We start from the raw sequence: 23,845 nt of genomic DNA, 5'->3' as shown, positions 1-23,845 counted from the left end.
GCGCACGGGAAACCCGCCACCACCTGATTCGAGGACACGGCGGACAGGAAGAATGACGGTGGCGGACATCTCCGTCCGCGCGTACGAAGGAGGCAGCGTCATGGTCGTCGCAGGGCTCATCCTGGCCGGCATCGCCGGCCTCATCCACGTCTACATCTTCTACCTGGAGTCCGTCGTCTGGACGACCGCCCGCGCGCGCTCGGTCTTCGGCACCAGCCGCGAGGAGGCGGAGGCGACCCGGCAGCTCGCCTTCAACCAGGGCTTCTACAACCTCTTCCTGGCGATCACGATCGTCGTCGGCATCATCGCCTACGCCGTCGGCGCGCACACCGTCGGCGCGACCCTGGTCTTCGTCGGCGCCGGTTCGATGGTCGCCGCCGGTCTGGTGCTGCTGATCTCGGCACCCACGAAGGCCAGCGCCGCGCTCAAGCAGCTCGTCCCCCCACTCCTGGCCGTCGTCGCCCTGGCGATCGGGCTCAGCCTCGGCTGAGCCGGCGGGTCACCACCCGCGCGGAAGCCGGGTAGGGCGGCCGGTCAGGGGCGGTAGCGGTAGCCCATCCCCGGCTCGGTGATCAGGTGCCGGGGCCGGGCCGGGTCGTCCTCCAGCTTGCGCCGCAACTGGGCCAGGTACTGCCGCAGGTAGTTGGTCTCGTGCTGGTATTCCGGCCCCCACACCTCGTGCAGGAGCTGGCGCTGGCTGATCAGCTTCCCGGGGTGGCGCAGCAGCCGCTCCAGCACCGCCCACTGGGTGGGGGTGAGCCGGACCTCGACGCCGTCGTCGCGGGTGACGACGCGGGCGGCGAGATCGACGGTGTGCCGGCCCACCCGGGCCTCGGCGGCGGCGTCGACCGGCGCGCTGGTGAGCCGACGGGTGACGGCGCGGATCCGGGCGAGGAGTTCGTCGACCCCGAACGGCTTGGTGACGTAGTCGTCGGCACCGGCGTCGAGGGCGGCGACCTTGTCCGCGCTGCCGGCCCTACCGGAGAGCACGATGATCGGGATCGTGGTCCAGCCGCGCAGGCCCCGGATGACCTCGACGCCGTCGAGGTCGGGCAGCCCGAGGTCGAGCACCACCAGGTCCGGCGGGTGGCTGGCGGCGGCCTTCAGCGCGGCGGTGCCGGTCCCGGCGACCTCGACGTCGTACCCCCGGGCACGCAGGTTGATCCGGAGTGCGCGGAGGATCTGGGGTTCGTCGTCGACGACCAGGATGCGGGTCACCGGTCCGGCCTCTCGTCGGCGGCAGGCAGCCGCAGCACCATGGTCAGTCCTCCGCCGGGGGTGGTCTCCGGGGTGATGCTGCCACCCATCGCCTCGGTCAGCCCCCGGGACAGCGCCAGCCCCAGCCCCACCCCGGTCTGGTTGTCCCGGTCGCCGAGCCGCTGGAACGGCAGGAAGACGTGCTCCCAGCGGTCCTCGGGGATGCCGGGGCCGGTGTCGATGACCCGCAGCTCCACCTGCCCGGCGTGGGCGCTGGCGGTGAGCGTGGGCGGCTGCCCGGGTGGGCTGTGCCGCAGGGCGTTGGCGACGATGTTGACAAGCACCCGTTCCAGCAGGCCCGGGTCGGCGTCGACCGCCGGCAGGTCGGCGGGGATGTCGGTCCGGACGTCGGCGGCGGCCGGCCCCAGCTCGTCCAGGGCCAGCGGTACGGCGTCCTCCAGGCCGATCGCGGTGCGGGTGACGCCCAGCGCGCCGGCCTGCAACCGGCTCATGTCGAGCAGGTTCGCCACCAGCCGACCGAGCCGGTCCAGTGACTCGTCGGCGGTGGCGAGCAACTCGGCCCGGTCCTCGGGGTCGAAGTCGACGTCCGGGCTGCGCAGGCTGCTCACCGCGGCCTTCGCCGACGCCAGCGGCGTACGCAGGTCGTGGCTGACCGCGGCGAGCAACGCGGTGCGCAACCGGTCGGCCTCGGCGAGCGGCCGGGCGGTGGCCGCCTCCTCGGCGAGCCGTTCCTGGCGCAGCGCGACGGCGGCCTGGGCGGCGAACGCCTCGACGATGCGCCGGTCGGCGGCCTCCAGCCGACGGCCGCTGAGCACCACGGTCAGCCGGTCGTCGACAGGTACCGTGGTCTCCCCTGCGCCGGGGCTGCCCGCCGGGTCCGCGCCGACGCTGGCGACCAGACGCCAGACGCCTTCTTCGTGGGCCCGGCCGGGCCGCCCCTGCGCGTCGGGGGCGAGCTCCAGGACGCTGACCGCGCGCAGCGCGAAGGTCTCCCGCAGCCGGGCGAGCAGCGCCGGCAGCGGCCGTTCACCGCGCAGCACGCTGCCGGCGACGGTGGCCAGGGTCTGCGCGTCGGCGGCGGCACGGGCGGCCTCCCGGGTACGCCGGGCCGCCACGTCCACCACCCAGCTCACCGCGACCGCCACCCCGACGAAGACGCCCAGTGCGAGGAGGTTGTCCGCCTCGGCGATGGTCAGCGTGCGGTACGGCGGGGTGAAGAACCAGTTCAGCAGCAGTGATCCGCCGAGCGCGGCGACCAACGCGGGCCACAGCCCGCCGACCAGCGCCACCCCGACCACCCCGGCCAGGAAGATCAGGATGTCGTTGGTCAGGGTCAGGTCCGGCAGCGTCGACAGCAGCAGGGTGAGCAGCGGCAGGCCAAGCCCGGCGAGGGCGAACCCGAGCAGTCGACGCCGTCGGGACAGCGCGGCCGGCACCCCGGCCCCGCGCCGGCCCCGCCCGGCCTGCGGGTGGGTGACCAGGTGCACGTCGATCGCCCCGGAGCGGGCGGTGGTGGTGACGCCGACGCCCCGGGCGAGCAGTTGGGCGAACCGACCGCGCCGGCTCGCCCCGAGCACCAGTTGGGTGGCGTTGACTCCCCGGGCGAAGTCGAGCAGGGCGGCCGGGACGTCCCCGCCGAGCACCTGGTGGTAGCTGCCGCCGAGGCTCTCCACCAGGACCCGCTGCCGGGCGAGCTGGGCCGGGTCCGCCCCGGCCAGCCCGTCGTTGCGGGCCACGTGCACGGCGAGCAGGTCGGTCCCCTTGCTCCGGGCGGCGATCCGGGCGGCCCGGCGGATCAGCGTCTCCCCCTCCGGGCCGCCGGTGAGGGCGACGACGACCCGTTCCCGGGCCTCCCAGGTGGCGGAGATGCCCTGCTGGGCCCGGTACCGGTCGAGCTGGTCGTCGACCTTGTCGGCCAGCCAGAGCAGGGCCAGCTCGCGCAGCGCGGTGAGGTTGCCGACCCGGAAGTAGTTGCCCAGCGCCGCGTCGATCCGGTCCGGCCGGTAGATGTTCCCGTGCGCCATCCGCCGGCGCAGCGCCTCCGGGGTCATGTCGACCAGTTCGACCTGCCCGGCGGCGCGGACGACGGCGTCCGGGACGGTCTCCCGCTGGGTGGTGCCGGTGATCCGGGCGACCACGTCGTTGATCGACTCCAGGTGCTGGATGTTGACCGTCGACAGCACCGAGATGCCCGCGTCGAGCAGTTCCTGGACGTCCTGCCAGCGCTTCTCGTGCCGGGAGCCGGGCACGTTGGTGTGCGCCAGTTCGTCGACCACGACGAGGTCCGGGCGGCGGGCCAGCACGGCGTCGAGGTCCAGCTCGGTGAACTCGACGCCCCGGTGGCGCAACGTGCGGCGGGGCAGCACCGTCAGGTCGCCGATCATCGCGGCGGTGTGCGGCCGGCCGTGCGTCTCCACCAGGCCGACCAGCACGTCGGTGCCCCGCCCGGCCCGCCGCCGGGCCTCCTCCAACATGGCGTACGTCTTGCCGACGCCGGGGGCGGCGCCCAGGTAGATGCGCAGTTCACCTCGGGGCACGGGACCATCCTCTCGCTGTGCGCACCCTCCCCGGGCCACGACTGCCGGGCCGGCACCCGACCTGTCGGGCGCGGACGGGGTGCGTTGTCGGTCGTCAGCGGGCGGGGAAACTCCGGTCGAGGGCCAGGTTCAGTTCCAGCACGTTCACCGTGGGGGCACCCAGGAAGCCGAGCGTCCGGCCGGTGGTGTGCTCCCGGACCAGCCGCCGGACCACCGCCGGGTCCGCGCCGCGCTCCCGCGCCACCCGGGCCACCTGGATCTCGGCGTACGCCGGGCTGATGTGCGGGTCGAGGCCGCTGCCGCTGGCGGTGACCGCGTCAGCGGGGACGGCGGGGTGTTCCGGGGCGTCCCCCCGGACCGGGGTCACCAGCCCACCGGCCGCCCGGTAGTCCTCCCCGGGCTTCGCCAACTCCACAGGCACCCCCTGCCAGGAGGAGACGAAGGGGGTGGCCGGGGCGGTCTGGTTGACGCTTACCACCCGGGTGACCCGGCCGGTCAGCCCGTCGGCGCGGAACACGGCCAGCACCGCCCCCACCCCGTCCGGCGTGCAGTACGGCCGCCGCCCGTCGACGCCGTCCAGGGCACCGACCGCCCGGCTGCGCGCGCAGACCTGGCTGAGCAGGCTCCGGTTCGAGTCCTGTGGGTCGGCGGCGAGGGTGTCCACCACGCTCTCCGGGCCGAGGTTCGAGGCGGCGGAGGCGGTCGGGTCGTAGCCGTCGCCGGCCGCCGACGGGCGGGACTGGAAGTAACGCGGGACGGGGTTGCCGTCGGCGTCGGTGAAGGACTGCCCGATCAGGGCGCTGCCGACGGTGCGGCCGTTGACGGTCAGCAGCGACCCGGCGGCCCGGCCGTCGAGGCCGGGGAGCCGACCGACGGCGACCAGGGTGAGGGGGTAGGCCACCCCGAGCAGCACGGTGAACACGAGCAGGGCGCGCAGCGCGGCGAGGTGGGCGGCGAGCCAGGCGGGTGGGCGCATCACGAGACCCCCGGAACGAACTGGATGAGCAGGTCGATGAGCTTGATGCCGACGAACGGCGCGACGATGCCGCCGAGGCCGTAGACCAGCAGGTTGCGGCCGAGCAGCGCGGACGCCGCAGCCGGCCGGTAACGCACCCCGCGCAGGGCCAGCGGTACGAGCGCGATGATCACCAGCGCGTTGAAGATCACCGCCGCGAGGATCGCCGACTCGGGGCTGCCCAGCCGCATCACGTTGAACCGGTCCAGGCCCGGATAGATGCCGGCGAACATGGCCGGGATGATCGCGAAGTACTTCGCCACGTCGTTGGCGATGCTGAAGGTGGTCAGCGCGCCCCTGGTGATCAGCAACTGCTTGCCGATCTGCACGATCTCGATCAACTTGGTCGGGTCGGAGTCCAGGTCGACCATGTTGCCGGCCTCCTTCGCCGCCGACGTGCCGGTGTTCATCGCGACCCCGACGTCGGCCTGGGCCAGCGCCGGGGCGTCGTTGGTGCCGTCCCCGGTCATCGCGACCAGCCGACCACCCTCCTGCTCCCGGCGGATCAGGGCGAGCTTGTCCTCCGGGGTCGCCTCGGCGAGGAAGTCGTCCACCCCGGCCTCGTCGGCGATCGCCTTCGCGGTACGCGGGTTGTCACCGGTGACCATCACCGTCCGGATGCCCATCCGGCGCAGCTCGGCGAACCGCTCCCGCATCCCGGCCTTCACCACGTCCTTGAGATGGATGACGCCGAGCGCGCGGGCGGGCTCCCCGTCGACGTGTTCGGCCACCACCAACGGGGTGCCACCGAGCCCGCTGATCTCGTCGACGGTAAAGGCGACCTGCTCGTCGGGGTGGCCGCCGTGCTCCCGTACCCAGGTCAGCACCGCCGTCGCCGCACCCTTGCGGACCCGGCGGGGCGGTGCGGCCCGCGGGGTCAGGTCGACGCCGCTCATCCGGGTCTGGGCGGTGAACGGCACGAAGACGGCGTACGGCAGCAGCCCTGGCTCCTCCGCGCGCAGGTCGAACTCCCGCGTGGCCAGCACGACCACCGACCGACCCTCGGGGGTCTCGTCGGCGAGGCTGGACAGCTGCGCGGCGGCGGCCAGGTCGGCGGCGGTGACCCCCTCGGCCGGCAGGAACGCGGCGGCCTGCCGGTTGCCCAGGGTGATCGTGCCGGTCTTGTCCAGCAGCAGCGTGTCGACGTCCCCCGCCGCCTCCACCGCCCGACCGCTCATCGCCAGCACGTTGCGCTGCACGAGCCGGTCCATGCCGGCGATGCCGATCGCCGACAGCAGCGCCCCGATGGTGGTCGGGATCAGGCAGACCAGCAGGGACACCAGCACCACCCCCGTCACCCCGTCGTCGGTGACCGCCCCGGTGTCGGGCGCGGCGGTCTGCCAACCCTTGGCGAAGATCGCCAACGGTTGGAGGGTGACCACGGCCAGCAGGAAGATCAGGGTGAGCGCGGCGAGCAGGATGTTCAACGCGATCTCGTTCGGGGTCTTCTGCCGGTCGGCCCCCTCGACCAGGGCGATCATCCGGTCGATGAAGCTCTCCCCCGGCCGCTGGGTGATCCGCACGACGATCCGGTCGGAGAGCACCCGGGTGCCGCCGGTGACGGCGCAGCGGTCGCCACCGGACTCCCGGATCACCGGTGCGGACTCCCCGGTGATCGCGGACTCGTCGACGCTGGCGATGCCCTCGACGACGTCGCCGTCGCCGGGGATGGTCCCACCGGCGCAGACCAGGACGACATCCCCCTGCCGCAGTTGCGGTGCGGGCACGACCTCGTCGGTGTAGGCGTCGGCGGGGGCGCCCGGTTCCCAGCCGACCAGGCGGGTGGCGATGGTGTCCCGCTTGGCCTGCCGCAGCGAGGCGGCCTGCGCCCGGCCCCGGCCCTCGGCGACCGCCTCGGCGAGGTTGGCGAAGAGCACGGTGAGCCAGAGCCAACCGGTGATCGCCCAGCCGAAGACCGACGGGTCGGCCACCGCCAGGACGGTGGTGAAGACCGCGCCGATCTCCACGATCAGCAGCACCGGGTTGCGCCACAGGGTGCGCGGGTCGAGCTTGCGCAGCGCGTCGGGCAGGGACCGGACCAGCTGCCGGGGGTCCAGCAGGCCACCGCCGGCCCGGCCACCGGTCGGTGCCCGGCCAGCGGGTGGGTCGACCGGTTCCCGGGCGTCGGGTGGGCCTGCGGCCGGCGGCCGGTCGCCGCCGGGTGCCACGGACGGGACGGTCATGTCGTTCTTCCCCATGGTGGTCACCGCCCTTCGGCCAGCGGGCCGAGGGCGAGCGCGGGCAGGAAGGTGAGCGCCACCAGGATCACCGTGACGCCGACGACCAGCCCGACGAAGAGCGGGCGGTGGGTCGGCAGGGTGCCCTCGGAGGCGGGGGTGGGTGCCTGCCGGGCGAGCGAGCCGCCCAACGCGAGCACCAGGATGATCGGCAGGAACCGGCCGAGCAGCATGCACAACCCGAGCGCGGTGTTCCACCACGGGGTGTCCACGGTGATCCCGGCGAACGCCGAGCCGTTGTTGTTGCTCGCCGAGGTGAACGCGTAGAGCACCTCGGACAGGCCGTGCGGGCCGACGTTCAACGTGGTCGAGTCGTTGCCGGTGGCGAAGGCGGCGGCCGTGCCGATCAGCACCAGGGCCGGGGTGACCAGGAAGTACAGCGAGGCGAAGGTGATCTCGCGGGAACCGATCTTCTTACCCAGGTACTCCGGGGTCCGGCCGACCATCAGACCGGCGACGAACACCGTGATCACCGCGAGGACCAGCAGCCCGTACAGGCCCGCGCCGACGCCGCCGGGGGCGACCTCACCGAGCATCATGTTGCCCAGCGTCATCATCCCGCCCAGCGCGGTGTACGAGTCGTGGGCGGAGTTCACCGCGCCAGTCGAGGTCAGCGTGGTGACCGCGCCGAAGGTCGCCGAGTTCGACACGTCGAAGCGGACCTCCTTGCCCTCCAGCGCCGCGCCGACCGCCTGCGGCACGGTGCCGTGCCCGGCCAGCTCGAACACGTTGGTGAGGGTGACGCTGCCGAGCGCCAGGACGGCCATCACCGCGACGATCGCGTAGCCCTGCCGGTGCTGGCCGACCATCCGGCCGAAGACCCGGGGCAGGCTGAACGGGATCAGCAGGATCAGGAACAGCTCGATCCAGTTCGTCCAGGCCGTCGGGTTCTCGAACGGGTGGGCGCTGTTGGCGTTGTAGAAACCACCGCCGTTGGTGCCCAACTCCTTGATCACCTCCTGGCCGGCCACCGGCCCGCCGGGGATCGTCTGCCCGCCGCCGGTCAGGGTGGTCACGTCGGTGCCGGCGGAGAGGTTCTGCACCACACCGCCGAGCATCAGCACGAGCGCGCCGAGCACCGCGACCGGCAGCAGGACCCGCAGCGTGATCCGGACCAGGTCGACCCAGAAGTTGCCCAACTCGCCGGTACGGCTGCGGGCGAACCCCCGCACCAGCGCCACCGCCACGGCGATGCCCACGGCGGCGGAGACGAAGTTCTGCACCGCCAGCCCGGCCATCTGCACCAGGTGCCCCATGGTCGACTCGCCCGCGTACCACTGCCAGTTCGTGTTGGTCACGAACGACACGGCGGTGTTCCAGGCGCCGTGCGGGACCACCGGGCCGGAGCCCAGCGACAGCCACAGGTGGTCCTGCCACCGCTGGAGGGCATAGAGGAACAGCACCGAGACGGCGGAGAAGGCCAGCAGGCTGCGGGCGTACACGCCCCACGGCTGCTCGGCGGCCGGATTCACCCCGACCAGCCGGAACACCCCGCGCTCGACCCGGGAATGCCGGGTGCCGGCGACCACCCGGTACAGGTGGTCGCCGAACAGCCGGTACGCGGCGGCCAGCGCCACCACCAGGGACAGGACGAAGATGACGCCGGTCGTGGTCGTGGTCATCAGAAGCGCTCCGGGAACAGCAGCGCGACGACCATGAACACACCCAGACCGATCGCCAGCACCAGGCCGACGGCGTTGACGGCGTTCACCGCTTCTCCACGCCCCTCACCACGAGGGCGAGCGCCGCGAACAGCACCACCGTCACCAGAACGAACACCACGTCAGCCACGCGGACTCCCCCAACCGGACCGGTACGCCGTGACCGCCTCCCGGCCACGCCGGGGCAATCACAACGCGCTGTCGTCCGATGGGCAGGGTCCATAACGCGACCGTGACGGGCGGCCAGGGTTTCTTGACGCGTTCTTCACGCCGGCCAACGGGTCGGTGACGGTGGTCACCACGGTGTCGGCCCCGTCCCGTTCCGGGGGCGACCGGGTCAGCGGCGGATGGCCCGCCGGATCGACTCGGGCACCCGACGGGCCACCGCCCGGCGCAGCCGGAAGCGCAGGCTGTCCAGGTGCGGCACGACGACCGGGCGGGCACCGTCGGCCGCGCAGCGGAAGGCCACCGGGAGTACGGCGTCCTCGGTCCACCCGCAGCAGGTGACCCGGGCCTTCAGATCCCAGGTGCCCCGGCTCCGGCCTCCGTTGAGCGCGCCGACGTCGAGTCGGGCGGTACCGCTCTGGACCAGCCGAAGGGTGTCGTCGGCCGACGGGACCAGCTCGACGGTGCCGGTGACCGGCACGAAGAACTCCTCCCTGGTGTCCCGCCGCCGGGCGATGACGTCGAGCTTGGACTGCTTGATCCGGCTGGTCGCGTCCCGCAGTTCGGCCGGCACGTCGTCCACCGGCACCACCAGCAGCCGCTGCTCGCCGTCGGCGGTGACAGTGAGCGGGCGGTCGCCGAAGCACAGCTCGGCGGAGAGGGTGACGGTCAGGGCGGCGCCGTCCCGCTCGACCTGCTGCACGGTGGGCACGGCCCGGACGGCCGCCTCCCACTGGGCGAGCCGGCGCAGGTCCGCCGTGCGGCCCTGCTCGATGAGCCGGGTGATGATCCGTTGCAGCGGGGGCAGACCGGCGGCGACGCCCGGGGCGAACCGGTCCCGGATCACCCGCTGTGCCTCGCCGACCAACTGGTCGGCCCAGTCGGCGGGCGCGTCGAGCAGCCGCCGGCCGCGTACCCGGGCCACCATCTCGTTGCGCAGCCAACGCCGGTGCAGCCGGTCCCGCAGGGGGCCGGGCTCGGTGTGCGCGTCGACGATGTCCAGCGCCTCGCGCAGGTTGACGAAGTAGCCCGCCGGCTCCAACGCGGTGGCCGTGACGTTGCCGGCGTCGACCCGTCGCTGGTGGTGGTAGCAGACGTAGTCGGCCAGCACGCAGGTGCGCCGGGACAGGAAGTAGGCCCGGGTGACCAGGACGTGGTCCTCCAGCCGCCGCTTGCCCTCCGGGAAGCGCAGGTCGTGTTCGACCAGAAGGGAGCGGCGGAACAACTTGTGCGCGGTGAGGCTGTCGATCAGGGGCGTGTTCGCCAGGGTCGCGTCGAACCGGTTACGCCGGAACAGCTCACGCGGCACCGAACGGCGGTGCCCGGCCATCTTGCCGACCACCAGGTCCGCGTCGTGCGCGGTCGCGCAGGCGTACAGGCGCTCCAGGGCTTCCTCGCCGAACCAGTCGTCGTCGTCGGCGAAGAAGACGTACTCGCCGCGGGCGTGGTCGACACCGAGGTTACGGGGCCGCGACGGCCAGCCGGAGTTGTCGATGTGCAGCACCCGGAAGTGCGGGTGGGCGGCGGCCAGCTCGTCGAGCCGGGCACCTGTCGAGTCGGTCGAACCGTCGTCGACGAACATGACCTCGAACTCGCCGGCCGGCAGCGACTGGTTCAGCAACGAGGTGACGAGTTTCTCGATGTGCGGCCCGGAGTTGTACGCCGGGACCACGACGGTCACCTTGGGAGCATTCGTACTGGCGGTCATGGCTCTTCCTGAGGCGGTCCGCGAGCCGGCGCGGGGATGCGCCCAACCGTGCGGACGGGCACCCGTAAGCGGGGCGTTCCGTCGCCGACATGGCCCGTTCAGTTTGCGGACTTTACGCGACCGCGGGCGCTGACGCAGGCCCCGAACCGGGTGATTTCTCGATCCCCGGCATGGCGGCGGTGGGCGACCCGGCCCCGCCTGGAACACCACCCTCGACAGTGGCCCGAACCACACTCCGCCCGGTGTCCCACCCAACCGGGGTCGCCCGCACGACGGCTCCGAGCCACCGCACGACGGCCTCCGAGGTGAGCAGGCGCGGCGGCTTCGACATGAGCTGCGCGGGCGAGGCGCCGACGTCGGCCGGTACGGCGGAGCGTTCCGGGTGCCCGACGGGACGAATCCCCGACAGCGGGCCCGGCATGGGAGACCGCTACGCAGGGTAAACCGAGATCATGGCACCGCTTCTCACCTCGCCGCCCCCGCCTCAGGCCACCGAGTTGCGCCGGTGGGAGCTGGCCGATCCCGCCGGCCTGCGTGCCCTCCGCGCCTCCCTGCACGAGGCCCTCACCGGTGAGCAGCTTCTCGACGGTCAGAGCTTGGACGAGGTGCCGGAGCTGATCGTCCTGGTCGCCACCGAGCTGGCCACCAATGCCCTCAAACACGGCATTCCGCCCACGGTTGTCCGGCTGCTCACCATCGACGAGTCGCTCATCCTCGACGTCGCCGACCACGACATCAGCACCATCCCCGAGTTGGCCGACACCCGACCGATGGGGGCCGGTGGCCGGGGACTCCAGATCGCCATGGCGGTCTCCCTGGAGGTCGGCTGGTACGCCACCGACCGCACCAAGAACATCTGGGCCTCCTTCCCCCGTCGCTGACCCGCCCGAACGACGACACCCGCCCGGGTGGCTCAGTTGTCGGCCGGGATCGGGTCGTCGTACTCGCCGGCGGGACCGGTGAGCAGGGCGCCGCCCACCATCGGCCAGGCGTTCGGCCGGCAGCCGTGCAGGCCGAGGGTCTGCTGCTGCATCACCGGTGCCGGCCCGCCCGCCGCCGGGCACCGTTCGTGACCCCGACCCAGCCGGTGTCCCACCTCGTGGTTCAGCACGTACGACCGGTAGGTGCCGAGGTCGCCCCGGAAGTCCGGTACGCCCCGCGCCCACCGCGCCACGTTGATCACCACCCGGTCGCCGTTGCGGCAGGAGGTGTACCGGTCCGAGGTGTCCCCGCACAACTCACCCCGGGTGACCGGGGTGGTCAGCAACACGGTGAAGTCGGCCGGAGCGTCGGCACCGACCCGTTGCAGCCGCCACCGGCCGTCGGCGGTCCAGCCCCGGCGGTCGGCGAGCACCACCGCCACGTCCCGGCCGAACCGCTCCGGGTCGACGTCGTCGATGCCGCCCTCCACCGCCACCCGGTAGCGCAGCAGTTGGCCGGACCGCCCGGCGACCGCGCCCTGGGCGTTCGCCGTCCGCCAGGTGCCGGTCCCGCGCTGGGGATAGCGCAGCGGAGCCGGGGCGGGGGCGGCGGCGGATCCGAGCGGGCCGGGTGCCTCCGCCCGGGTCGGCACGGGCGGCACCGCGGCGGCGGGTGGCCGGACCGGTGCCCGCCGTACGTCGCCGACGAGAGCGCCCAGGTCGACGCCCTGCCGCTGGGCCACCACCGCACCACCAGCGGTCAACCCGGCCACCACCAGCACCGCCGTCAGGACACCCGCCGGGGTCACGCCCCGGCGTCGCCCCCGGTGCCGGCCCCGGTCGGCGGCCTCGCTCACCGTCAGGGTGCTCACCGTTCGCCTCCCCGTCCACCTGTGGTCCACTCCGGGCAGGAGTACGGGCGCGAGGCGCGTACGGATGAGTGCCCGGGGTGGGCAATCCAGGGTACGGGTACCGTTGCCGGGCAGACACTCCCGGCGATCCGGACACCACCCGGCCGTCATCCCCCAGGAAGGACCACCCGTGCCGGACGCCGACGCCCTCATCACCGCCGCGGTCACGGCGGTGCGTGGCACCGACGTACGCGACGCGGAGCGGAAGCTGGACCGGCTGGTGGTCGGCGGCGACGGTGGCCGGGGTACGGCAGGCGCCCTCGACGGCCCGGCGGCGGTGGACGCCGTGCTGCTCGGCCGGCTGGTCGCCGCCCTGGGCCGGCTCTGGCCGCGCGGCTGGCAGCCGGCCGACGTGGCCCGGATCGTGACCCGCCGACTCGGTGCGGGCCCCGGTCGGCTGGTCACCGACGCCCTCGCCGCGGACCGGGCGGCCCAGCCCGGTCCGGTGCCGCAGTGGTGGGACGACCAGTTGACCGGCCTGGACGCCCTGGTCCGCTGGGACGACGACGCCGGGTGGCTGAGTGGTTGGGCCACCCGGGAGGGTACGGACCGGATCACCGCCCTGCGTGACGCGATCGAGGTGCTGGCACTGCTGGCCGGCCTGCCGCCGGTCGCGGTGCTCCGCCCTCCGCCCGGCAGCCCCAACGGCACGGCCGCGACCGGGCCGACCGGGTCCCGGGTGCTCGACCGGGTACGGGCGTTGCTGGCCAAGGCGGAGTCCACCACCTTCCCGGCCGAGGCGGAGGCGTTCACCGGTAAGGCCCAGGAGCTGATCGCCCGGCACAGCCTGGAACGGGCGCTGGTCGAGGCGACCGCCGCCGACCCCGGCCGGGCCGGTGGAATCCGGATCGGCACCGACGCTCCGTACCCGGGCGCGAAGGCGCTGCTGGTGCAGGAGGTGGCGGCGGCGAACCGGTGCGAGTCGGTCTGGTCGGACGATCTCGGTTTCGCCACAGTGCTCGGCTTCCCCGCCGATCTGGAGGCGGTCGAGCTGCTGCACACCTCACTGCTGGTGCAGGCCACCGCCGCGATGCTGCGTGGACGCCGGGAACGTCAGGGTGGCGGTCGACGCACCAAGGCGTACGACGAGGCTTTCCTGCACGCCTTCGCCCGACGGATCGGCGAGCGGCTGCGGGCCGCGACCGACGAGGCGAACCGGCAGGCGACGGAGGCCGCCGGGCCGGATCGGCTGCTGCCGGTGCTCGCCGCCCGCTCCGGTGCGGTACGGGAGCGGATGGACACCCTCTTCCCCGGCGTCACCCGGGCCCGGCTGACCGTGCGGGACGCCGAGGGCTGGCAGTCCGGCACCTCCGCCGCCGACCGTGCCTCGCTCGCCGGCGCCACCCCGCCGGCCCGGCCGCTCCCCGGCCGACGCTGACCCGGGTGGGCGGAACGGCCGGGGTCCGGCTCACCGGTCGACGCTGACCCGGGGTGAACGGACCGGCCGGGGTCCGGCTCAGACGTGACAGTCGCGGGTGAGCCGGGGCGGGATGTCGACGAAGTCGGTGCCCATCCAGGTTGCCGGGCTCTTGGCCGTCGCACCCTTGTCGATCTTCGCGGCGGTCTCGTCGACCAGCTTCCTGATCCGGGCGTCCTGGGCCTTTCGGGACTGCGCGCGGACGTCGTCGGCGAGCCGGCTCAGCCGCCCCTTGAGCTTGCCGTTGAGCTGCTCCGGGGTGAGTTCCTCGCGGGTGGCCTCGGTCGAGTCGGCGACGATCTGCCGGCTGCCGTCGATGATCAACTGATCGACGGCACGACAGACCTGCGCGGTGTTCGCGGCACTGCCCGCGGTCGGGGTGGCATCGGCGGTGGCCGTCACCGTGTCGGGCGTGGACTCCACGGTGGGGGTCCCGGTGGCACCGGCCGACGGGCCGGGTGCGGCATCGGTGTCGGCCCCACCGTCCGAGCAGCCGGTGGCGAGGACGGTCAAGACGGCGAGGGTGAGCGCGGTGGCGGAGCTACGGTGCATCGACTTCCCCGTTTCGATGTGTCGGCGTTACCACGGACACGATGCCGCACGGCCCGGGTCGGCCGACGCCTCACCCCCGGCACGCCGCACGCCGGGCCGACGAGTGTCGGTCCGGCGTGCCGGGCTGGAGCGGTTCAGCTCTTGAAAGCGTCCTTGACCTTCTCGGCGGCCTGCTTGAGGCTGGACTTGGCCTGGTCGTTGCGACCCTCGGCCTCCAGGCGCTCGTTGTCGGTCGCCCGGCCGACGCCTTCCTTGACCTTGCCGGCAGTGTTCTCGGTCGTGTTTTCGATCTTGTCGTCGAATCCCATGAGAGCCTCCCGTATAAGCATTTCTTCCAACGCCCCTCAACTACCCCCACCCCCCGAACCCAAAACACCCCACCCACCGCTCCAGCGGGTCGATCAAGAGGTTTGCGTCACCCGTGAGTCGGCGGATGACGCAAACCTCTTGATCAACGCGGTTGTCCGGGGTGGGGGGTGGCGGGCGGGAAGCGGCGGAGGCGGAGGCTGTTGGCGACCACGAAGACCGAGGAGAAGGCCATCGCCGCGCCGGCGATCATCGGGTTGAGCAGGCCGGCGGCGGCCAGTGGCAGCGCTGCCACGTTGTAGGCGAACGCCCAGAACAGGTTGCCCTTGATCACGGCGAGGGTGCGCCGGGAGAGCCGGATCGCGTCCACCGCGGCGGTCAGGTCGCCCCGGACCAGGGTCAGGTCGGACGCCTCGATCGCCACGTCGGTGCCGGTGCCCATGGCCAACCCCAGGTCGGCCTGGGCCAGGGCGGCGGCGTCGTTGATCCCGTCACCGACCATGGCGACCGTACGGCCCTGTGCCTGGAGCCGGCGGACCACGTCGACCTTGTCGACCGGCAGCACCTCGGCGGTCACCTGGTCGATGCCCACCTCGGCGGCGACCGCCCGCGCGACTGTGGCGTTGTCCCCGGTGAGCAGCACCGGAGTGAGGCCCAGGGCACGCAGGCCGGCGATCGCCGCCCGGCTGGTGGGCCGGACCACGTCGGCGACCGCGAGGACGCCCCGGGCCCGCCCGGACCAACCCGCCACCACCGCCGTACGGCCGGCGGCCTCCGCCTCGGCCACCGCCCGGACCACCTCCTCCGGTACGTCAAGACCCCGCTCGCGGAGCATTCCCGGCCGCCCGACGACGAGGTCGTGGCCGTCGACGGTGCCGGTCACGCCCAACCCCTCGGTGGCGGCGAACCCGGTGACCGACGGCAGTTCACCGGCCTCGGCCGCGCCGGCCGCGACGGCCCGCGCGATCGGATGCTCCGAGCCGGCCTCCACCGCCCCGGCGAGCCGGAGCAGTTCGGCCTGGTCCTGCCCGTCGGCGGGGCGGACGTCGACCAGGGTCATCCGGCCGGTGGTGACCGTGCCGGTCTTGTCCAGCACCACCGTGTCGACCTGGCGGGTGGACTCCAGCACCTCCGGCCCCTTGATCAGGATGCCGAGCTGGGCCCCCCGCCCGGTGCCGACCAGCAGCGCGGTCGGGGTGGCCAGACCGAGGGCACACGGGCAGGCGATGATCAGCACGGCCACCGCGGCGGTGAAGGCGGCGGTCGGACCGGCACCGGTGCCCAGCCACCAGCCCAGCGTGCCGACGGCCAACGCGATCACGATCGGCACGAACACCCCGGAGATCCGGTCGGCCAACCGCTGCACCGCTGCCTTGCCGGTCTGTGCCGCCTCCACCAGTTTCGCCATCTGGGCGAGCTGGGTGTCCGCACCGACCCGGGTGGCGGTGACGACCAGCCGGCCGCCCGCGTTGACGGTGGCGCCGGCCACCAGGTCGCCCGGTCCGACCTCGACCGGCACCGACTCGCCGGTGAGCATGCTGGCGTCGACCGCCGAGGTGCCCTCCTCGACCCGCCCGTCAGTGGCGATCTTCTCGCCCGGTCGGACCACGAACCGGTCGCCCACGACGAGCTGGTCGACCGGGATCCGGGCCTCCGTGCCGCCCCGCAGCACCGCGACGTCGCGCGCGCCGAGTTCCAGCAGGGCGCGCAGGGCCGCCCCGGCGGTCCGCTTGGACCGGGCCTCGAAGTAGCGACCGGCCAGGAGGAACAGGGTCACCCCGGCGGCGGCCTCCAGGTAGATGTTGCCGGCCCCGTCGGTGCGGGTGACGTCCAGGCGGAACGGGTGGGTCATCCCGGGCATCCCGGCGTCGCCGAGGAAGAGCGCCCAGAGCGACCAGCCGAACGCGGCGAGGGTGCCGAGCGAGACCAGGGTGTCCATGGTCGCCGCGCCGTGCCGCAGGTTGGTCCAGGCGGCCCGGTGGAACGGCAGCCCGCCGTACGCCACCACCGGGGCGGCCAGGGTCAGCGACAGCCACTGCCAGTAGGTGAACTGCCAGGCCGGCACCATCGCCAACACGATCACCGGCACGGTCAGCACGGCCGACACCCGCAGCCGGGTACGCAGGGCGGTCAGCTCGTCCACCGACCCACCGGCCGGTTCCGCCCCGGCGGGGGTGGGCGGCGGCGGCACGACTGCGGTGTAGCCGGTCTTCTCGACGGTGGCGATCAGGTCGCCCGGGGTGATCTCGTCGGCGTACCGGACGGTGGCCTTCTCGGTGGCGTAGTTGACGGTCGCCTCCACGCCGTCCATCCGGTTGAGCTTCTTCTCGATCCGGGCGGCGCAGGACGCGCAGGTCATCCCGCCGATGGTGAGTTCTATCAGGTGGGGGGCGGTGGGCAGGTCGTTCGCGGTCGGGGTCATCGCGGCACCTCCGGTCGACCGTGGGGGTGACCTGCCCCGCCGGTGACGGTCCCGGTCGGCGTCGGGTCGGGGCCGGGGGCAGGGGCGTCGGTGGTGCGGGTGGGATCCGGGGTGTGCGCCGGGTCGTGGCGGGTCTCGGCGGGCGGGCGTACGGGGCCGGTCAGCTGACCGGCCCCGTACGCCGCGCCGAACACCACCGCGAGACCGAGGGCGAAGCCACCCAGCCTGGTCGCCGTGTTCATCGGTTGCCCCGGCCCCCGGCGGGCCGGTGGCCCGTCACGCCTCGACGAGGTCGTAGCCGGCCTCGTCGACGGCGGCGCGCACGGCCTCGGTGTCGAGCGGACGGTCGCTGGTGACGGCGACCCGGCCGGAGGAGAGGTCCACCTGGACGTCGGTGACGCCGTCGAGCGCGCCCACCTCGCCGCTCACCGCGTTGACGCAGTGCCCGCAGGTCATGCCCTTCACCTGGTAGTTCGTGATCATCGAATGTTCCCCTCCCACTCTCCGAACATACCCCCTAGGGGTACCTTTCCCGGCGACCGTAGCATACCCCCCAGGGGTACGTTATCGTGGTGGTCATGACCACACCGAGTACCCCGGTCCGGGGCTACACCACCAGCAAGGACCAGCTGCTGGCCCGACTGCGCCGCGTGGAGGGCCAGGTCCGGGGCATCGAGAAGATGGTCGACGACGACCGGTACTGCATCGACGTGCTCACCCAGATCTCCGCCGTGCAGGCCGCCCTGGACAAGGTCGCCCTCGGCCTGCTCGACGGCCACGCCCGGCACTGCATGCACGAGGGGGCCGCCGAGGGCCGGGCCGACGAGATGGCCGCCGAGATGATGGCCGCCGTCGGTCGCCTGATGAAGCGCGGCTGACCCACCTCCGGTGCGGACCGGGGGGCATCCCGTCTGCGAAGCACCCGCACCGTGACGAGCCGGAGCCCTGCCGGCAGGGTCGACCACGCCGGTCGGCCGGGACGCTGGCTACCATCGTCCGACGACGACCCGCCGCCCGTGGGATGAACCGGTTGGCCAACTGACACGTATCCCGTCCCGGATCGTTGGGAGGACTCGCACACATGGGCGCCGACCACACCCGTCCCGCTCCGTCCACCCCGCCCGGGGTGCGGAGGATCCTCGTCATGACCGTGGTGCCGCTCATCGTCGTCACGGTGATCGCCACGCTGGCGCTCTGGCCGGGTGACACCCCGCAGATCGACCAGGGGGATCAGGTCCCCCGCCACCACGGCACGGTGACCCGGGTGGTGACCGAGGCCTGCCCGCCCGCCCCGCAGACCCCCGACGGCCCGTCCGGGGCGGCAGCCGGTCCGTGCGGCACGGTGACGGTCTCCGTCGAGCAGGGGCCGGACAGCGGGAAGCAGGTCGAGACGCCGATCCCGTCCGGCCCCGGCGCACCGACGGTGGCCGTCGGTGACCGGGTGGTGCTCGTCGCGTTGGCCGACCCGACCGATCCCTCGACGAGCAGTTACCACATCGCCGAGCACCAGCGGGGTACGCCGCTGCTCTGGCTGGTCGCCCTGTTCGCGGCGGCGATCGTGGCGTTCGGCCGGCTGCGCGGGCTGGCCGCGCTGGCCGGTCTGGGCGCCAGCTTCGCCATCCTGTTGACCTTCGTGGTGCCGGGCATCTCCGCCGGGGGCGCGCCGCTGCCGATCGCGATCACCGGCGCCGCGCTGATCATGTTCGTGGTGCTGTACCTGACCCACGGGATCACCGCGCAGACCTCGGTGGCGGTGCTCGGCACGCTGGGCAGCCTGGTGCTGACCGGCGTGCTGGGCACGCTGGCCACCGCCGCCACCCACCTGACCGGGTACGGCAGCGAGGAGGCCACCACGCTGTCGATGTACCAGCGTGACGTGGACCTGCACGGCCTGCTGCTGGCCGGGATCATCATCGGTTCCCTCGGCGTGCTGGACGACGTGACGGTCACCCAGTCGGCCACCGTCACCGAGCTGGCGCACGCCAATCCGGGGTTGTCCCGGTTGCAGCTCTACCGGGCGGCGACCCGGGTCGGCCGGGCGCACATCGCCTCCACGGTCAACACGATCGTGCTGGCCTACGCGGGAGCCTCGTTGCCGCTGCTGCTCCTGCTCACCGCCGACAGCCGGCCGGTGGGGCAGATCCTCACCAGCGAGTTCCTGGCCCAGGAGATCGTCCGCAGTGCGGTGGCGACCCTCGGCCTGGTGGCGGCGGTGCCGCTGACCACCGGGTTGGCCGCGCTGGTCACCACCGCCGGGCGCGGTCCCGCCGACGCCGACCCGACCGGGCCGACACCCACCCCACGCCCCGCGCCCGACCGCGCCGAGGCGCTGGCGGCGCTGAGCGCGCCCCGGCACGGCGAACCGTCCACCCCGGCCCCCACCCGGTGGCCGGACCCGGAAAGGAGCACGGACTCGGCATGGTGACACTCCGCTGCGTAACCGGAGGCGAGGTCGCAGTTGTCGGCCGCGTCACTGGTCACGCCCGGTTATCGGAAAAATACACATTTTGTCGAGTTGTGACCGTAGATCCCCGGTACGACTCTCGGGTAACCTCGCTGCCGGTCACCGCCGAAGGCGCCCACCGGTGCCAGCGGGGCCACCGCCCAATCGCCGTACGGCGAGCCGGGGAACCGAGCACCTGGGGTGAATCCGCGCCAGCGGTAGGGGCCACTTCCGTCCCGAACCCGTCAGCTAACCCGGTCGGCGGTCGACGGAAGGGAAAACTGTGACGGCACCCCTACGCCGCTGGATGACTCCGGCAGTGGCCGTACTCGCCGCCCTGGCGATCGTCGCCGGTCCGGCAGCCGCCCCCGCGGCAGCCGCCCTCAACGCGCCCACCCCCTCCGGGCACGAGGAGGACGAGGAGCCGAAGCTGCTCACCGACGTCATCGAGGCCACCAACCGGGATTACTCGGCGGCGAAGAACCGGCTGGAGAAGTCCAAGAAGCGCCAACTCGAGTACGCCATCGAGGTGGAGAAGGCCGAGCAGGAGCTGGCGGCGCTGGCCCCGCAGGTAAACGAGATCGCCGCCCAGTCGTACCGGACGGGTCGGGTCGGCGCGGTCGCCGCGCTGCTGGAGAGCGACGCCCCGGACACCTTCGTCCGGCGGGCCGCCGCCCTGGACGAGCTGAACATGGTCAACGCCGGCAAGCTGGCCGAGGTCAACGAGGCCAGGACCCGGGCCGAGAACGCCAAGCTCGCCGTCGACGCCGAAGTGCGTGAGCAGCAGAAGCAGACCAACCTGATGGCCAAGAAGAAGACCGAGGCCGACAAGGCGCTGGCCCTGGTCGGCGGCCGGGGCTTCACCGGTGGCCTGGTCAACGCCACCTCGCCGGTGGCCCGCGTCGCCCCGGGCCAGACCTCCGACGGCGAGTGGCGCGGCGAGTCGTGCAGCGAGAACGATCCGACCACGTCGGGCTGCATCACGCCGCGCACGCTGCACATGTACAAGGAGGTCAAGCGGGCCGGCTTCAGCCGGTTCGTCGGCTGCTACCGCCCGGGTGGGCCGTGGGAGCACCCCAAGGGCAAGGCGTGCGACTGGTCGTTGCAGAACAGCGGCTTCAGCCCCTGGCACAACAACGACACCCGGATGTACGGCAACAACCTCGCCGCATTCCTGATCCGCAACGCGGACCGGCTGGGCATCTACTACGTGATCTGGAACCGGCAGATCTGGTTCCCGGCCAACGGCTGGAGCTCGTACTCCGGACCGTCCAACCACACCGACCACGTACACGTGTCACTGCTGTAGCAGTTCATGATCGACACGAGGGCCGCCCGGCTGAGCCGGGCGGCCCTCGTCGTGATCGCGTCTCAGCCGGCGACGGCCGCCGGCTCGCCGGCCGGCGCGGCGTCGGCACCCGGCGTCGCCCGGACGGACCCGGGCACCGTGGCGGTGAGGGCGGACGACTCGGCGGGAGCGTGGGCCGGGGCCACCGGGCGCACCTCACCGGCGGCCAGCCGGTAGGACATGCCGACCACCGCGCAACGCCCGGCCGCCACCTCGGCGGCGATCACCGGGGAGTTGCCGAGCAGCACCTCGACGGTCTGTGCGATGTGGATGTCGACGATCCCGTCGATGTCGTGCACCCCCTCCTGGGCCGCCCGACGCAGGCTGGGCCCGACGGCGGCGACCACCGAATAGAGGTGCCCGGGGGGTTGGGTGCCGGTGCGGGCCGCCTCCCGGGCTGCCTGCACCGCCCCGCAGGAGTCGTGCCCGAGGACCACCACCAACGGGGTGCCGAGCACCGTCACCGCGTACTCGACGCTGCCGAGCACCTCGGGCCCGGCGGTGTGCCCGGCGGTCCGGACCACGAAGAGGTCACCCAGACCCCGGTCGAAGATGATCTCGGCGGCGAGCCGGGAGTCGGAGCACCCGACGATGACCGCGAAGGGGTGTTGGCCGTCGGCGACTGCCGCCCGGTGGCCGGCGCCCTGGTTGGGGTGCCGGGGCGCCCCGGCGACGAAACGCCTGTTGCCGGCTTGCAGCTCGGCCAGCGCCTGGGTCGGAGTGATCGGGGCCATTGCCTCACCTCGGTCCGGGATCGCACCTGGTCACGCCGGCCGGCGGCGACGACGGCCGTGTCCCCACGGTCACACGCAGCGAAAGGTACGTCAAGATTTCGTGATACACGTTTCAGGCGTTGGTCCGGGGGATGTCGACGGCGGGTCGAACGCCGGGCGTGGGCGGACGCGAACACCGGCCGGCGGCGGGCTTTCCGGGTACGGGCCATACGATGACCGGCATGGCAACGACGGCAGGCGGCACCGGGAGCACCCGGAACTGGACGTTCCTCACCAACCACGGTCACGTGCTGCTCGCCATCGCCCGCAACCCCACCGCCCGCCTGCGGGACGTCGCAGGGGAGGTCGGGGTGACCGAACGGGCCGCCCAGGCGATCGTCGCGGACCTGGAGGCCGGCGGCTACCTGCGGCGTACCCGGGTCGGCCGCCGCAACGAGTACACGATCGACCCGAGCGGGCACTTCCGGCACCCGGCCGAGGCCGACCGCCAGGTCGGTGACCTGCTCGCCCTCTTCACCCCCGACCCGGCCGACTCCGACGCCTGAGCGGCAGGTGTCCGCCACCCGGCACCCGGTGGCCCGGGTCACCGGTCCGGTCGGATCGCCGACGCTGCGCGGACGGCCGGGTGTGGATAGGCTGTACGGGTGATCCGCGTAGCTTCCGCCCCGCCCGTCTGGGTGTCGAGGCTGCGCGACCTGACCCGGCTGGCGGTGACCGCGCTGGTGCTCGCGGTCGGTCTCGGTGGGATGTTCGCCACCACCGGCGGCCCGGCCGCCACCGCTGTCCGACCGCCCGTGGTGACCTCCCGGGTGGCTGCGCTGCCCGGCGAAGACCGGCCCGGAAACGAGCGGTTCGCCGACACCCGCCCCGGTGACGAACGGATCGTCGACGAGACCGTCCGGCCGGATCCGCTGCCGGCCGCCTCCGCCGAAGGCTCCACCGCGCGGGCCCCCGAGGCGACGCCGGACCCGGCCCGGGACGCCACCGGCCGACGCGGTCCACCCCGGAGCTGAGCGGCGCGGCACCCCTCGGTGCCCGTCCGGCCGCCGCGAACGGCCGCTCCCGACCGAGATCCGGTCCGGCGCGAGCCGGCCCGGTGGTCCCAGGACCCGCCGCCCACAGCTCCCCGTCCGTCGGGCTTCCGTCCGTCCACATCGTTGTACCACCGTGAGGTGCTGGTAATGCAGACCGTGTTCTCCGCCGTCCTGCCCGATGTCCCCGCCGCCGCCGGAATCTGGCTGATCCTGCTCGCCGTCGCGGCCGTCGCCGTCGCGGTCCTGGTGGTCCGTCCCGACCGGCTCCGGCCGGCGGTGACAGGCCGGTTCCGGGAGGCCGCCCTGCCGACCGACCCGGAGCGCGCCGAGCAGGACCGGGAGCACACCCGGTACGCCGAGGAGGTGGCGGTGGCAGCCGACCGGGCCGGCACCACCGCCGGCCGGCTGCGCGCCGAGTGGTTGGCCGCCCAGGACGAGGTCGAGTCGGCCTGGGCGACCCTGGAGTCGGCCGAGGTCCACCTCAGTCGGCTCGTCGCCGCCGCGGCCATGCCGCTGCCGCACACCGGCCAGACCCCGGCCGAGTACGCCGACCGGGAGCGCTGGCTGCACCGGGCCGCCGTGGACGCGCACCAACGGGGCGAGTTGTCGGACGCACAACTCGACGACGTCTTCGCGCACCGCGCCGGCTGGGACCCGCGCCGGCACCCGGTGGAGCAGGAACTGGTGCTGCGCCGCGCGACGCGGGACCACCTGGCGGCCCGGCACCGGGCGGCGGTCGCGCGGGAGCAGGCGGCCTGGCGGGCCGCCGACCTGGCCGGCGCCGCGGCCCGCAGCCTGCGTGACGAGGCGTTCGCGGCGATCGACCGCCGACCGGAACGGGCCGAGTCGGTGGTGCCGATGCCGGAGAACCCCCGCCCGTGGGCGGAAACCACCCGGGAGAACACCACCGTGGCGCGCGGTCGGGCCGCCGTCGCCGCCTACTGACAGAGATGATGTTGGTGAGCACCTCCCGCCCGGGGTCTGACCCAGCTACTGACTGACTTCGGGTCCTTAACGGGATTTGTCGGCCTCGGTCGGGAGGTGCTCGTGCACTCACTGGACGTGGCGTTGTGACTTCATAGGAGCCTGGCTAGTGTCCTGCGCCGGAAATTCGCCTACAAAATCGTGCGAGTGATTCGAGGATCTCTTCGGCGGTCTTGGTCCAGGTAAACGGCCGTGGGTCGCGGTTCCAGTCGGCGATCCAGGAGCGGATGTCT

At 73.2% G+C, this 23,845-nt stretch carries 23 protein-coding genes and 1 riboswitch; of the genes, 9 read left to right on the top strand and 14 right to left on the bottom strand.

Annotated elements, in window-relative coordinates; all coding sequences use genetic code 11:
- Positions 1–58: 58 nt before the first annotated feature.
- Complete coding sequence (locus AC0AIB_RS21160) at positions 59–490, top strand: DUF1304 domain-containing protein (RefSeq protein ID WP_465097326.1); 432 nt, start codon at positions 59–61, stop codon at positions 488–490.
- 44 nt (positions 491–534) lie between these two features.
- On the opposite strand, the gene AC0AIB_RS21155 is transcribed toward AC0AIB_RS21160, so the two are convergent.
- The 7 genes from AC0AIB_RS21155 to AC0AIB_RS21125 form a co-directional block, all read right to left on the bottom strand.
- Positions 535–1,218 (bottom strand): response regulator, encoded by a 684-nt coding sequence (locus tag AC0AIB_RS21155; protein WP_328340549.1) that lies wholly within the window; start codon positions 1,216–1,218, stop codon positions 535–537.
- Complete coding sequence (locus AC0AIB_RS21150; RefSeq protein ID WP_465097325.1) at positions 1,215–3,755, bottom strand: DUF4118 domain-containing protein; 2,541 nt, start codon at positions 3,753–3,755, stop codon at positions 1,215–1,217. Before AC0AIB_RS21150 ends, AC0AIB_RS21155 begins: the two co-directional genes overlap by 4 nt.
- Before the next feature lie 94 nt (positions 3,756–3,849).
- A complete protein-coding gene (locus AC0AIB_RS21145) occupies positions 3,850–4,731 on the bottom strand; it encodes a potassium-transporting ATPase subunit C (RefSeq protein ID WP_328340552.1) in 882 nt (293 codons plus the stop codon).
- Entirely contained in the window at positions 4,731–6,953 is a 2,223-nt protein-coding gene (kdpB, locus tag AC0AIB_RS21140) for a potassium-transporting ATPase subunit KdpB (RefSeq protein WP_465097324.1), read from the bottom strand. Before kdpB ends, AC0AIB_RS21145 begins: the two co-directional genes overlap by 1 nt.
- 20 nt (positions 6,954–6,973) lie before the next feature.
- Positions 6,974–8,629 carry a potassium-transporting ATPase subunit KdpA gene (kdpA, locus tag AC0AIB_RS21135; RefSeq protein ID WP_465097323.1) on the bottom strand — a complete coding sequence of 552 codons (1,656 nt, stop codon included), beginning with the start codon at positions 8,627–8,629 and terminating at the stop codon, positions 6,974–6,976.
- Positions 8,629–8,718, bottom strand: a complete 90-nt coding sequence (gene kdpF, locus AC0AIB_RS21130; protein WP_067312053.1) for a K(+)-transporting ATPase subunit F — start codon at positions 8,716–8,718, stop codon at positions 8,629–8,631. The genes kdpA and kdpF overlap by 1 nt, the downstream gene beginning before the upstream one ends.
- A 287-nt stretch (positions 8,719–9,005) precedes the next feature.
- Entirely contained in the window at positions 9,006–10,541 is a 1,536-nt protein-coding gene (locus AC0AIB_RS21125) for a glycosyltransferase family 2 protein (RefSeq protein ID WP_465097322.1), read from the bottom strand.
- A 452-nt stretch (positions 10,542–10,993) separates the two neighbouring features.
- Between AC0AIB_RS21125 and AC0AIB_RS21120 the strand changes: the two genes are divergently transcribed.
- The gene (locus tag AC0AIB_RS21120) at positions 10,994–11,422 is read left to right on the top strand and encodes an ATP-binding protein (RefSeq protein WP_328340564.1); all 429 of its coding nucleotides are present in this window, start codon (positions 10,994–10,996) and stop codon (positions 11,420–11,422) included.
- 32 nt (positions 11,423–11,454) lie between these two features.
- On the opposite strand, the gene AC0AIB_RS21115 is transcribed toward AC0AIB_RS21120, so the two are convergent.
- Positions 11,455–12,333, bottom strand: a complete 879-nt coding sequence (locus tag AC0AIB_RS21115; protein ID WP_328340566.1) for a DUF3152 domain-containing protein — start codon at positions 12,331–12,333, stop codon at positions 11,455–11,457.
- A gap of 169 nt (positions 12,334–12,502) precedes the next feature.
- Here AC0AIB_RS21115 and AC0AIB_RS21110 point away from each other — a divergent pair, with 169 nt between their 5' ends.
- Positions 12,503–13,750, top strand: coding sequence for a DUF2786 domain-containing protein (locus AC0AIB_RS21110; RefSeq protein WP_328340568.1), 1,248 nt, complete (start codon positions 12,503–12,505; stop codon positions 13,748–13,750).
- Positions 13,751–13,828: 78 nt separating this feature from the next.
- On the opposite strand, the gene AC0AIB_RS21105 is transcribed toward AC0AIB_RS21110, so the two are convergent.
- From AC0AIB_RS21105 to AC0AIB_RS21085, 5 genes are all read right to left on the bottom strand, one after another.
- Positions 13,829–14,341, bottom strand: a complete 513-nt coding sequence (locus AC0AIB_RS21105) for a hypothetical protein (protein WP_465097321.1) — start codon at positions 14,339–14,341, stop codon at positions 13,829–13,831.
- Positions 14,342–14,475: 134 nt separating this feature from the next.
- Positions 14,476–14,649 carry a CsbD family protein gene (locus AC0AIB_RS21100; RefSeq protein ID WP_328340572.1) on the bottom strand — a complete coding sequence of 58 codons (174 nt, stop codon included), beginning with the start codon at positions 14,647–14,649 and terminating at the stop codon, positions 14,476–14,478.
- A gap of 143 nt (positions 14,650–14,792) precedes the next feature.
- Positions 14,793–17,069, bottom strand: a complete 2,277-nt coding sequence (locus tag AC0AIB_RS21095) for a heavy metal translocating P-type ATPase (protein ID WP_328340574.1) — start codon at positions 17,067–17,069, stop codon at positions 14,793–14,795.
- On the bottom strand, positions 17,066–17,311 hold the full coding sequence (locus AC0AIB_RS21090; RefSeq protein WP_465097320.1) for a hypothetical protein: 246 nt from the start codon (positions 17,309–17,311) through the stop codon (positions 17,066–17,068). Before AC0AIB_RS21090 ends, AC0AIB_RS21095 begins: the two co-directional genes overlap by 4 nt.
- 34 nt (positions 17,312–17,345) lie before the next feature.
- A complete protein-coding gene (locus AC0AIB_RS21085; protein ID WP_465097319.1) occupies positions 17,346–17,552 on the bottom strand; it encodes a heavy-metal-associated domain-containing protein in 207 nt (68 codons plus the stop codon).
- Between the two features lie 95 nt (positions 17,553–17,647).
- On the opposite strand from AC0AIB_RS21085, the gene AC0AIB_RS21080 reads away from it, so the two are divergent.
- From AC0AIB_RS21080 to AC0AIB_RS21070, 3 genes are all read left to right on the top strand, one after another.
- On the top strand, positions 17,648–17,947 hold the full coding sequence (locus AC0AIB_RS21080; protein WP_328340580.1) for a metal-sensitive transcriptional regulator: 300 nt from the start codon (positions 17,648–17,650) through the stop codon (positions 17,945–17,947).
- 203 nt (positions 17,948–18,150) lie between these two features.
- Entirely contained in the window at positions 18,151–19,494 is a 1,344-nt protein-coding gene (locus AC0AIB_RS21075) for a YibE/F family protein (RefSeq protein WP_328340582.1), read from the top strand.
- A 166-nt stretch (positions 19,495–19,660) separates the two neighbouring features.
- Positions 19,661–19,792, top strand: a riboswitch (cyclic di-AMP (ydaO/yuaA leader).
- A gap of 3 nt (positions 19,793–19,795) precedes the next feature.
- Complete coding sequence (locus AC0AIB_RS21070; protein WP_328340584.1) at positions 19,796–20,821, top strand: coiled-coil domain-containing protein; 1,026 nt, start codon at positions 19,796–19,798, stop codon at positions 20,819–20,821.
- 62 nt (positions 20,822–20,883) lie between these two features.
- Here AC0AIB_RS21070 and AC0AIB_RS21065 read toward each other — a convergent pair whose 3' ends face one another.
- Positions 20,884–21,594: a carbonic anhydrase gene (locus AC0AIB_RS21065; RefSeq protein WP_328340586.1), complete on the bottom strand. Its 711-nt coding sequence runs from the start codon at positions 21,592–21,594 to the stop codon at positions 20,884–20,886.
- A gap of 212 nt (positions 21,595–21,806) precedes the next feature.
- Here AC0AIB_RS21065 and AC0AIB_RS21060 point away from each other — a divergent pair, with 212 nt between their 5' ends.
- The 3 genes from AC0AIB_RS21060 to AC0AIB_RS21050 all read left to right on the top strand — a co-directional run bounded on the left by AC0AIB_RS21060 (position 21,807) and on the right by AC0AIB_RS21050 (position 23,573).
- Positions 21,807–22,139: a helix-turn-helix transcriptional regulator gene (locus AC0AIB_RS21060; RefSeq protein WP_328340588.1), complete on the top strand. Its 333-nt coding sequence runs from the start codon at positions 21,807–21,809 to the stop codon at positions 22,137–22,139.
- 99 nt (positions 22,140–22,238) lie between these two features.
- Positions 22,239–22,607: a hypothetical protein gene (locus AC0AIB_RS21055; protein ID WP_328340589.1), complete on the top strand. Its 369-nt coding sequence runs from the start codon at positions 22,239–22,241 to the stop codon at positions 22,605–22,607.
- A 168-nt stretch (positions 22,608–22,775) separates the two neighbouring features.
- On the top strand, positions 22,776–23,573 hold the full coding sequence (locus tag AC0AIB_RS21050) for a hypothetical protein (RefSeq protein WP_328340590.1): 798 nt from the start codon (positions 22,776–22,778) through the stop codon (positions 23,571–23,573).
- Positions 23,574–23,845 lie beyond the last annotated feature (272 nt).

The sequence above is a fragment of the Micromonospora sp. DSM 43699 genome (assembly GCF_055517075.1).
The sequence above is the reverse complement of the archived record's forward strand: the minus strand, read 5'-3'. Positions and strand labels throughout refer to the sequence as shown.

What these genes read in the sequence shown, in the direction of transcription:
- AC0AIB_RS21085 (WP_465097319.1), bottom strand. Translation starts at nt 17,552, where the DNA reads ATGATCACGAACTACCAGGTGAAGGGCATGACCTGCGGGCACTGCGTC.
- kdpA (WP_465097323.1), bottom strand. Translation starts at nt 8,629, where the DNA reads ATGACCACGACCACGACCGGCGTCATCTTCGTCCTGTCCCTGGTGGTG.
- AC0AIB_RS21105 (WP_465097321.1), bottom strand. Translation starts at nt 14,341, where the DNA reads ATGCACCGTAGCTCCGCCACCGCGCTCACCCTCGCCGTCTTGACCGTC.
- AC0AIB_RS21100 (WP_328340572.1), bottom strand. Translation starts at nt 14,649, where the DNA reads ATGGGATTCGACGACAAGATCGAAAACACGACCGAGAACACTGCCGGC.
- AC0AIB_RS21060 (WP_328340588.1), top strand. Translation starts at nt 21,807, where the DNA reads ATGACCGGCATGGCAACGACGGCAGGCGGCACCGGGAGCACCCGGAAC.
- AC0AIB_RS21090 (WP_465097320.1), bottom strand. Translation starts at nt 17,311, where the DNA reads ATGAACACGGCGACCAGGCTGGGTGGCTTCGCCCTCGGTCTCGCGGTG.
- AC0AIB_RS21050 (WP_328340590.1), top strand. Translation starts at nt 22,776, where the DNA reads ATGCAGACCGTGTTCTCCGCCGTCCTGCCCGATGTCCCCGCCGCCGCC.
- AC0AIB_RS21075 (WP_328340582.1), top strand. Translation starts at nt 18,151, where the DNA reads ATGGGCGCCGACCACACCCGTCCCGCTCCGTCCACCCCGCCCGGGGTG.
- AC0AIB_RS21065 (WP_328340586.1), bottom strand. Translation starts at nt 21,594, where the DNA reads ATGGCCCCGATCACTCCGACCCAGGCGCTGGCCGAGCTGCAAGCCGGC.
- AC0AIB_RS21080 (WP_328340580.1), top strand. Translation starts at nt 17,648, where the DNA reads ATGACCACACCGAGTACCCCGGTCCGGGGCTACACCACCAGCAAGGAC.
- AC0AIB_RS21095 (WP_328340574.1), bottom strand. Translation starts at nt 17,069, where the DNA reads ATGACCCCGACCGCGAACGACCTGCCCACCGCCCCCCACCTGATAGAA.
- AC0AIB_RS21125 (WP_465097322.1), bottom strand. Translation starts at nt 10,541, where the DNA reads ATGACCGCCAGTACGAATGCTCCCAAGGTGACCGTCGTGGTCCCGGCG.
- AC0AIB_RS21120 (WP_328340564.1), top strand. Translation starts at nt 10,994, where the DNA reads ATGGCACCGCTTCTCACCTCGCCGCCCCCGCCTCAGGCCACCGAGTTG.
- AC0AIB_RS21145 (WP_328340552.1), bottom strand. Translation starts at nt 4,731, where the DNA reads ATGCGCCCACCCGCCTGGCTCGCCGCCCACCTCGCCGCGCTGCGCGCC.
- kdpB (WP_465097324.1), bottom strand. Translation starts at nt 6,953, where the DNA reads ATGACCGTCCCGTCCGTGGCACCCGGCGGCGACCGGCCGCCGGCCGCA.